The sequence below is a fragment of the Schlesneria sp. genome, from assembly GCF_036405755.1.
GTDB lineage: Bacteria > Planctomycetota > Planctomycetia > Planctomycetales > Planctomycetaceae > Schlesneria > Schlesneria sphaerica.
The window spans coordinates 1-9,446 of record NZ_DASWWZ010000630.1 but is presented as its reverse complement, the minus strand read 5'-3'; the positions used below and the strand labels follow the sequence as shown (position 1 = coordinate 9,446).

Genomic DNA, 9,446 nt, shown 5'->3' with positions numbered 1-9,446 from the left:
GGAATTGGCATTGGTAGCAGGAGCGTTCAGTCCGGTAATCAGCAGTGGTGAAGATCCCGGGGTGACAGCCAGCCCGTTCAGCGAGGTCAGCAGGGAATCGCTGATCGGCTGAAGGACAACCGGGTTCACAGTTCCATCGGGTCCCTGACCGGTAGCTGCGATCGTCGCAGGTGTACCTGCCAGGTTCCAGATCACACTGGTGATCTCGATTCCAGGATCCGACTTGTTCGTGATGGTGAAGGGGCTGGACCCGCTTGTGCCATTGAAGAAGAATTCGAACGAATCACGTGGGGCAGCGACAGTCGAGGTCGCTCCGTTGGTGATGGTGTTGTTAATGATGTCGTAGGACAGAGCGGCAGTCCCGCCGACAGCCAGGTTGATCGCCGAAACAGAGTTGTAGTCAAAGGTGTTCCCGGGGTTGTAGAACGTCCCGTCAGGATTCTCGATCAGGGCACCACCGATCGAAATCTCGGTCACACCACTGTCAGACAACAGACCCAGACCGTATCGCTTGTTGCCACTGGTGGTCGACGAATCCAGACCAAAGCTGTTGTTGGTGACGTTGATGCGAGCGATGGAGTTGTTCGTGGTTTCGATGTGCAAACCATCCAGCGTGTTGTTCGTGAAGATATTGTTGTAGATGCCGTATGCATCGTTCGGTACGCCGAACTGAGGAATATAGGGTGGAGCATTCGGCACAGGAGTCACTGGTGGCGACTTGAACAACAGGGTGCCACCGTTGGCCAGCAGGTTCAGACCGTTGCCACCGTTGCTGTCGAACGTATTGGAGCGAGTAATCGCTGGAGTGGTGTCTGTCGCGGCGACATTTGTACCACCGATAATCCCGCCAATTGTTGCACCGGCGCGAGCTTCGAGTCGCAATCCGTCATTCCCGTTGCTCGTGAATTCGTTCCCTTGAACGATAACATCGAGCGGTGTCACGAAAGGAGGCGAGCCAGTGTTCAGCACGCTGATACCGTTGCTGACGTTGTTCGTCACGGTATTCGCAAGGAACTGGGATTCGGCCCCGTCGGCGATCGAACCGGAAAGGTTCGTCAGCAGCACACCGTTCAAGCCGTCGTGGATATTGTTGCGGTTGATATTCACAGCACGGTTGTTGTTACCGCGAATGCCGTTACCGGTTCCACTGCCATCAATGTCAAAGCCCGAGACTTCGATCATGCGGGTGTTTCCACCCACCAGGGTAATCACATCGCCGCCACTGCTGTTAAACAGCTTGGGAGCCGATCCACCGGTGAATCCGGGCAGCACCAGGTTCTGGCCGGGGAGGTTGGCCGTGGTGAAGCTGTGTGCAACCGAAGTGCTCAGCAAACGCTGTCCGTCGAACAGTTCCATCGTGGACGCGGTATCGAGGTTGGTGTTGGACGAGTCGGTTCGAGGTCGGACCAGGACGATGTCGTACTGGCGTCGTTGAGCTTCCGTGAGTGATTCGTACTGAGCGATACTGTTGAACGGATTGGTGATCTGACCGTTTCCACCGAACCCGAGATTCGGGTCGATGTTGGCCACGAAGTAAGGAGCATTGGTTTCGGGATTGATGGCAACGTCAACTGTCTGGTAGCTGTCGACTTTGGCCATAACGCGGTTCTGGCGGAACACGTTCTGGACCATTCGGTCATGGACGCGGAGATTTCGCAACCAGCGACCTGGCTTGCCGTCAGGCAGATTCATGAAGACCTGGAACTGAGTGTTGAGTCCGAAGACATGGTCGTTCGTCACTTGCACGCCGAACTGGACGTCTTCATTGATCTGAGCCATGAACCGGCCGCTGACCCCGGTGAAGTTGCCACCCTTGTATCCGTTGCCGGTAAAGTAGTAAGCACCGATGTAGGCGTTCAGTCCGTAACGACCCAGATACGGCATTGGACCGCCGGTTTCGGCGTCCAGACCGGTGTAGGACTGTTCGACCGTGTTGTTACGAATCAAACCGATCCCGCTGCCGTAAAGCACGGCCTGGGGAGAAAGCTGACTGTAGAGAACATGGTCAGCGTTGCTGAACGGAATGTATCCGTTAACGCGATAGTCGACGTAGCGACCAAGCGATTCAAAGCTGAGGCCGACCTGCTGATACGGCTTGGCGTGGCCGTTGTCAAAGTCGAACCACACAGAGAGACCCGCAATGCGGTCAATCCCCTCCATGTAGTATCGCCAGCCGGTACCGACCGTACCGCCGCCGCGACTATCGTAGGTGACCATACCCATCCCGTGAACGAAGACCAGGGCGTTGTCTTCGATCTTATAGGGGACGAACACCCCGATGTTTGAGTAACCCGCATCGTAACCGTACAGGCTGCCGCCGCGAGAATCGATGTTCACCCGAGGAGCGAACACCCGATCGACTCGGGTCATCCCATACAGGGACCCGGATCCGCTTGGAAGCGGCTCGGATCCATACTGATCGAACGGGATTGCCCCATCGGGGACTCCCTGCCCACCCTCATAAGCTGGCGGACCAAGTTGCACGGTGCCAACTGGCTCTTGCGCCTGAGCCCGAGTTATTCCGAACATAGTTGCCCAGGCAACCAAGCCCAATAGACACCGTCTTACTGAAAGATTCATCGGTTGCTCCAGCGTCCTGCTGCGAAAACCTGCCCTTGTAAACCGCTTTAACCATCAAGTCCGGTGCATGTCAGACCCTGACGGATATTCCGCCTCTAGCGGTTATCTGTTGTTTTCGGAAAAGGGACGTGCGCCGGTTGAGCGAAAAACCGGTAAGTCACGTAGTTTTCCTACAATCGTGAAAAAGGCGACAAACTTCCCAAACCTCCAAGAAGATCGGTTTAATCTCTCGCCCTCCGGTGAGGTCATCCCCTGACGCCCCCCAACGGCAGATTCTGCCGAGGCCAGAGCAACTCTCCCTCGCGGCAAACGGACAGAGTTCCTGCAGATTGTCCGGGCGTAAGTTGCGACACCCCTGCGGCGCCGTCCTCCCCTGACGATTCTGTATCATCCTTGCCGCACTCATTGGGGCCGATCAGGTCGCTCTTCGGTCGTCCCCACGCAGACACGCCTGCCCAGAGAAAATCCGAACCGGCACGTTACCACCGGTGCTTTTCATTTCCGGGGGCGATACAAGATTCAGGGTCAACATCGGAGGCACACCACCTCGAACGGTTTTCTCGAATGAGCAACAGGAATCTTTTGTGAGCGATTTCGCTTTACGTGTTGAAGGACTGACAAAGTCTTTTCGATTAGGGCATCGCGTCTCTTACCACCGGTTCTCGGAACTGATCGAGAACGTGGCGACCAATCTGGCGCGGCTGCCCCGTCGACTGATGTCCGCACGTAGTGCGTCCCCGACGAACTCGCCCGAAATGTTCCAGGCTCTCGACGACGTGTCCTTTGAAATTCAGCGGGGGGAAGTCGTCGGTTTCATTGGTCGAAACGGGGCGGGCAAAAGCACGCTTTTGAAGCTGCTTTCACGAATTACCTACCCAACACATGGACGGATTGAAATCCGGGGCCGGGTCGGCAGTTTGCTGGAGGTCGGCACAGGATTTCACCCGGAACTGACCGGCCGGGAAAACATCTTCATGAACGGTGCCGTCCTGGGGATGACGCGCCGCGAGATCCGCAAAAAATTTGACGAGATTGTCGCCTTTTCAGAAGTCGAACGTTTTCTGGATACCGCCGTCAAACACTATTCCAGCGGGATGTACGTGCGACTGGCTTTTGCCGTCGCGGCGCATCTGGAACCCGAGATTCTGATTGTGGATGAAGTGCTGGCGGTCGGCGATGCCGCCTTTCAGCAGAAATGCCTGGGCAAAATGGGATCGGCCAGTCGACAGGGCAAGACGGTCCTGATCGTATCTCATAGTCTGCCCGTGATCACAAATTTGTGTAAGCGGGCGATCCTGCTGGAAAAAGGAAAAATCACTGCTAATGGGACGCCCGCCGAAGTGGTGAAGCAGTATCTGGCCAACGTCAGGTCGGCATCCGGTGAAGTCGTCTGGCCGTCACAGGAAACCGCTCCCGGCAACGACATGGTGCGGTTACATGCCGTTCGCGTCGTCCAGTCAGAAGTCGAAGGGGCTACGGCCGACGTCGATATCGCGCACGATATCTCGGTCAAAATCAGTTACTGGAATTTGATTCCCAACCAGCAGCTCTATGCGGCATTGTGGCTGAAAGATTCGAACGGGACGTTCGTCCTGGCGACTTCCAACGTCAAAGCGATCAGTTCGACCGACGATCCCTGGTATGGCACTCCGCAACCGGTAGGACTGTTCGAATCGACCTGCACAATCCCGGGAAACTTCCTGAATGAGGGGCGGTATACGATCTCTGCCATCGTCGGGCGGGTGCCTCAGAAAACCACCATCCTGCAGGAGTCGGTCCTGACGTTCGACGTCCATGATACCGGTTCCATGCGAGAAGAATACTTCGGGAATTGGACCGGCCCCGTCATCCGCCCCCGACTTCCCTGGAACACCGTGCAGAGTTAAGTCCGCAAGCGCGTAGGGAGATTCGACGGTCGTCAAACAGTCGCCGTCCAGACGACGTATGTCTGTGCATCCGTCCGCAGTGGGCCACACGCAAGCTAACCGAAGTTGATGAGAGTCTGCAGGAAACGAGGGTGCATGCCCCGTGACTGAGAGACTCATGCGGAAGAATTCATACGTGCGAGGGAGAGACAGGCCCCCGTGGCACGGAGGGTTACCCACGGGGAAATTTGGGCCGCTCCACATTGACGAACGGAGCGGGAACCTTGAAACTTCCTCCAGAGATCGACTCGCAATTTTTGAAATTGACCGGGACAATTGATGGCGTCCTCCGCATCTCACGACAGTGCACGTCGCAAAATCGGGTCGATCGAGCATTTGGCCGCGGAAATCGCGGCACGCCAGGCGGAAGGAAAACGCGTCATCCACTGTCATGGGGTCTTCGACCCGATGCACATCGGACACATTCGCCATTTTGCGGCGGCGAAGTCTCTGGGAGATCTGCTGGTCGTCACCGTCACCCCGGATCGCTTCGTCAACAAGGGCCCTCATCGTCCCGTCTTTCCGGACGAACTTCGAGCCGAAGCGATTGCCGCACTGGAAACAGTCGATTACGTGGGCATCAATCTGTGGCCCACGGCGATCGAGACGATTCAAACCCTGCGCCCGAATGTGTTCGTGAAAGGATCGGAATTCCGCGGAGGAAAAGATCTGACTGGTGCGATCAAGCTGGAAGAGGAGGCGATCGTCTCTGTCGGGGGAAAGCTGGAATTCACCGATGACGTGACCTTCAGCGCTTCACACCTCGTCAACCGGCATCTCTCGGTCTTCCCGCAAGAGGTGAGCGACTATCTCGCCGATTTCTCGCAGCGGACTTCAACCGGCGAAATTCTGAAATTTCTCGATCAGGCTCGCAAACTGAAAGTCCTGGTTGTCGGCGAAACCGTGATCGATGACTATCAATATGTCGAAGCGATCGGCAAGTCATCGAAAGAACCGACTCTTGTCGTGAAGTCGCTGAACAATGACCGTTTCGTCGGGGGGGCGGCCGCAGTCGCCAATCACGTTGCCGGCTTTTGCGACAATGTCACCCTGCACTCCATTCTCGGCGAAATCAATTCCGAGGAAGACTTCATTCGGTCCCGGTTGAAACCCCATATCGACGCGGGATTTCTGATTCGAGAGCGTTCGCCGACGATCGTCAAACGACGATTCATCGAACAGTACTTCTACAGCAAACTGTTCGAAGTCTATGAGCTGAATGACGAGCGTCCCACGATTGCCGAAAGCCAGGCCTGGACGTCCGCCATTGCAGGTCGGCTGAACCAGTTCGACGTGGTGATTGTGATTGATTCGGGGCATGGGTTTCTGACCCGGGAAATGATTGACCTGCTCTGCCGCGAAAGTCGCTTTCTCGTCGTCAACACGCAGGCAAATGCGGGAAATCAGGGATATCATGTCATTTCCAACTATCCCCGGGCCGATTACATCTGCATTGCTGAAAATGAAATGCGGCTGGAGTCGCGTGATCGACGCAGTGATCTCAAACCGATGATGGAAGATGTCTCCCGCCGGTTGAACTGTCCTCGTGTTGTCGTGACCCGTGGAAAGAAGGGATGCTGTACCTACCAGCAGGATGTGGGGCACGTCGATGTGCCCGCTTTCGCCTCGAACGTGGTCGATCGAATCGGCGCAGGGGACGCCTTCCTGTCGATTACATCGCTTTGCGCGGCACAAAACGCTCCCATGGAAGTGCTGGGCTTCATCGGAAACGTCGTCGGAGCACAGGCCGTGGCCACCGTCGGCAATCAATCGCCGATCGAGCGAATTCCACTCTCACGCCATATCGAACATTTGCTGAAATAACCCATGGAAATGAATGACGGGGCAATCACCTTGAATTCTATCAAAACTGTTCTGGTGACGGGCGGGGCGGGCTACGCCGGTGCAGTCCTGGTTCCCCGACTGCTGCAAGCCGGCTATCACGTGCACGTGCTGGATCTCTACCTTTACGGCAAACAAGTCTTCGACGATTGCCGATGTGACCGCTTGACCGAGTTTGAAGGGGACCTGCGGAACGAGTCCCTCGTCGCGAAAGCGGTTGCCGGTTGCGATGCCGTCATTCATCTGGCATGCATCAGCAACGACCCCAGTTTTGAGTTGAATCCCGTGCTGGGACGCTCGATTAATCTTGATGCGTTTCCCCCCCTCGTGAGACTGAGTCGGGAAGCGGGCGTTCGGCGCTTTGTGTTTGCGTCGTCCTCGAGCGTGTATGGGATCAGTGATGCTCCCAACGTGACCGAGGATCATCCACTGAAACCCTTAACGGACTACAGCCGTTACAAAGCCGACTGCGAACCGATTCTGCTCCAGCAACAGGCCCCCGACTTCACGACGCTCGTCCTGCGTCCCGCCACACTCTGCGGCTACTCTCCCCGACAACGGCTCGATCTGACCGTCAACATCCTGACCAATCATGCCCTCAACAACCGGAAGATCACTGTCTTCGGTGGAACGCAGCTTCGTCCGAATTTTCACGTTGAAGATATGGCCGACCTGTACCTGCAAGTCCTTCAAGAACCAGCCGAGCGGATTGCAGGCCAGATTTTCAACGCGGGTTATGAAAACCACAGCGTGGCTGCACTCGCAACCATCGTGAAACGGGTGGTCGAACAGGAAATGGGCTGGAACGATATTGAGATTGTGACGACCCCATCAGATGATCTCCGGTCGTACCACATCTCATCGGAAAAGATTCTGAAGGTGCTGGGGTATCGGCCATGTCGATCGATCGACGACGCGGTCCGTGGCCTCGTGGCGGCCTTCCGAGCTGGCAAGCTGCCCGACTCCATGACACGTTCAACCTACTTCAACATCAAACGCATGCAGGAAGTTGAGCTGAAGTGATGGAACCGAGCGCCGTGACATCGACCTCAACATTGCCCGCGACGGCTCGGCCGATTCCGACGATCGACGAGTTGCAGATTCTTGCCAAACGGATTCGCAGTCACGTTCTGGGACTGTCACACCAGGCCAAAACGGCACATCTGGGTTCATCTCTCTCGTGCGTTGAAATGGTCGTTGCGGCCTACTGGGGAACGGCCAATCCTCCGTCGCCCAACGGGGACGATGCAGAGCAGGACTGCTTCCTGCTGAGCAAGGGACATGCAGCGACCACTCTTTACGCCGCCTTGGCGATGAAAGGCTTTTTCCCCGAGAACTGGCTCGACAGCTATGCCGAACCCGGTAGCCCTTTAGGAGAACATCCCAGTCCGGGGACTCCGGGAATCGTCGCGGCGACAGGATCACTGGGGCACGGACTTCCGATCGCCATCGGAATGGCACTCGCCGCCAGGATTCAAGGCCGCCAGAACCGGATCCATGTCCTGATGAGCGACGGAGAATGCAACGAAGGGTCCGTCTGGGAGGGGGCTCTGTTCGCTCCTGCACAGAAACTGGACCGATTGACGGTGATGATCGATTACAACAAATGGCAGGCCACAGGTCGCAGCGATGAAGTGACATCGCTCAGCCCGTTGAAAGAGAAGTGGGCGGCCTTCGGATGGCGTGCTGTCGAGGTTGATGGGCACAATCTGGCTGAGCTGGTCGAGTGGCTGAATAAAGCCCCGGATCCGGACGGGCGCCCGACCGCACTGATTGCCCATACCCTGAAAGGGAAGGGGGTCTCGTTCATGGAAGATGACAACAACTGGCACTACCGCATACCGACGGCAGCGGAACTGGAACGAGCCAGAGCGGAGCTGCAACTCTCATGAGAAACGCATTCGCTGACGAGATCACCGCTCTCGCTGATCAGGATCCCCGGATTGTGCTGCTGAGCGGCGATATTGGTAATCGGCTGTTCAACGATTTCAAAGACAGGCATCCCGATCGCTTCTACAATGTCGGTGTCGCAGAAGCTGACATGATCGGAATCGCGGCCGGATTGGCGCTGCAGGGCTTGAAGCCCGTCGCGTATACGATCGCCTCGTTCGCCGTCTACCGGGCTTATGAGCAGATTCGGGTCGATCTGTGCTATCTCAAACAACCGGTGGTGATCGTCGGTGTCGGCTCGGGACTCGGGTACGCTGCAAACGGCCCTACGCATCACTCCTGCGAAGACCTGGCAGTCCTGCGTGCGTTACCCGGCATGACGGTGCTCTCACCCGCCGATGCCTGGGAGCTGCGGTCCCTGCTGGGATCGGCAGTCAATCTGTCCGGCCCTTCCTACATTCGAATCGGAAAGAAGGGTGAGCCCACGGTGCATGCCGAACAGCCAGGGCTGACGATCGGCACGGCCTTTCCCCTGCGCCAGGGAAGCGACATTGCGTTACTCGGAACGGGGACATTATTGCCCATCGTCCTCGAAACTGCGGATCGACTTCAGCAGCGGGGTATCTCAGCCGCCGTCTACAGTGTGCACACAGTAAAGCCACTGGATGAGCACCTGCTGGCCGAGGTCTTCCGTAACACGAAACTGGTCGTCACCATCGAAGAGCACTCGCGAATCGGTGGATTGGGTGGTGCGGTCGCGGAATGGCGCGCCGACCAAGTCTGTCCCGGGGCTCGGCTGCTTCGATTCGGGACCCCTGACGAAATTCTTCATCACACGGGCGAACAAGAACATGCCCGACACGCGGCAGGACTGACGCCAGAACGTCTGTCTCAGGACATCGACTCCGCGTGGGAACAGTCCCAGACTGACAGCGACACCTCGAATCGGATCTCCCCATGAAAACCCCAGCGGCCATCCTTGTTGAACTGTCGCAACCTCTGGAACTCGTCGATCTGGAAATCCCAGCCCTCAAGCCGGGCCAGGCCCTCGTCGAAATCGCGTTTAGTGGAGTCTGTCACACGCAGGTCCTCGAAGCACGGGGCCGACGCGGTCCCGATCGCTTTCTGCCACATTGCCTCGGCCATGAAGGGAGTGGGATCGTCCGCGAAGTCGGGGCGAATGTGACTCGAGTCCAACCCGGAGACCAT

General features: G+C 57.0%; 7 protein-coding genes. 6 read left to right on the top strand and 1 reads right to left on the bottom strand.

All coding sequences use genetic code 11. The annotated features are described in order from the left end of the window. The coding region (locus VGE80_RS21010; RefSeq protein WP_440594001.1) for a right-handed parallel beta-helix repeat-containing protein at positions 1 to 2,484 on the bottom strand (2,484 nt) is incomplete at its 3' end. Between the two features lie 680 nt (positions 2,485 to 3,164). On the opposite strand from VGE80_RS21010, the gene VGE80_RS21005 reads away from it, so the two are divergent. From VGE80_RS21005 to VGE80_RS20980, 6 genes are all read left to right on the top strand, one after another. Beyond that, the gene (locus tag VGE80_RS21005; RefSeq protein ID WP_440594000.1) at positions 3,165 to 4,466 is read left to right on the top strand and encodes an ABC transporter ATP-binding protein; all 1,302 of its coding nucleotides are present in this window, start codon (positions 3,165 to 3,167) and stop codon (positions 4,464 to 4,466) included. Between the two features lie 318 nt (positions 4,467 to 4,784). Beyond that, the gene (locus VGE80_RS21000) at positions 4,785 to 6,329 is read left to right on the top strand and encodes a PfkB family carbohydrate kinase (RefSeq protein ID WP_440593999.1); all 1,545 of its coding nucleotides are present in this window, start codon (positions 4,785 to 4,787) and stop codon (positions 6,327 to 6,329) included. A 3-nt stretch (positions 6,330 to 6,332) separates the two neighbouring features. Continuing rightward, positions 6,333 to 7,370 carry an NAD-dependent epimerase/dehydratase family protein gene (locus VGE80_RS20995; protein ID WP_397569829.1) on the top strand — a complete coding sequence of 346 codons (1,038 nt, stop codon included), beginning with the start codon at positions 6,333 to 6,335 and terminating at the stop codon, positions 7,368 to 7,370. Continuing rightward, positions 7,370 to 8,239, top strand: coding sequence for a transketolase (locus VGE80_RS20990; protein WP_397571908.1), 870 nt, complete (start codon positions 7,370 to 7,372; stop codon positions 8,237 to 8,239). Before VGE80_RS20995 ends, VGE80_RS20990 begins: the two co-directional genes overlap by 1 nt. Continuing rightward, positions 8,236 to 9,198 (top strand): transketolase family protein, encoded by a 963-nt coding sequence (locus tag VGE80_RS20985; protein ID WP_373652327.1) that lies wholly within the window; start codon positions 8,236 to 8,238, stop codon positions 9,196 to 9,198. The genes VGE80_RS20990 and VGE80_RS20985 overlap by 4 nt, the downstream gene beginning before the upstream one ends. After that, positions 9,195 to 9,446, top strand: a 252-nt coding sequence (locus tag VGE80_RS20980; RefSeq protein WP_440593998.1) for an alcohol dehydrogenase catalytic domain-containing protein, incomplete at its 3' end; no start/stop codon positions are given. The genes VGE80_RS20985 and VGE80_RS20980, both read left to right, overlap by 4 nt.

What these genes read in the sequence shown, in the direction of transcription:
- VGE80_RS21000 (WP_440593999.1), top strand. Translation starts at nt 4,785, where the DNA reads ATGGCGTCCTCCGCATCTCACGACAGTGCACGTCGCAAAATCGGGTCG.
- VGE80_RS20995 (WP_397569829.1), top strand. Translation starts at nt 6,333, where the DNA reads ATGGAAATGAATGACGGGGCAATCACCTTGAATTCTATCAAAACTGTT.
- VGE80_RS20990 (WP_397571908.1), top strand. Translation starts at nt 7,370, where the DNA reads ATGGAACCGAGCGCCGTGACATCGACCTCAACATTGCCCGCGACGGCT.
- VGE80_RS20985 (WP_373652327.1), top strand. Translation starts at nt 8,236, where the DNA reads ATGAGAAACGCATTCGCTGACGAGATCACCGCTCTCGCTGATCAGGAT.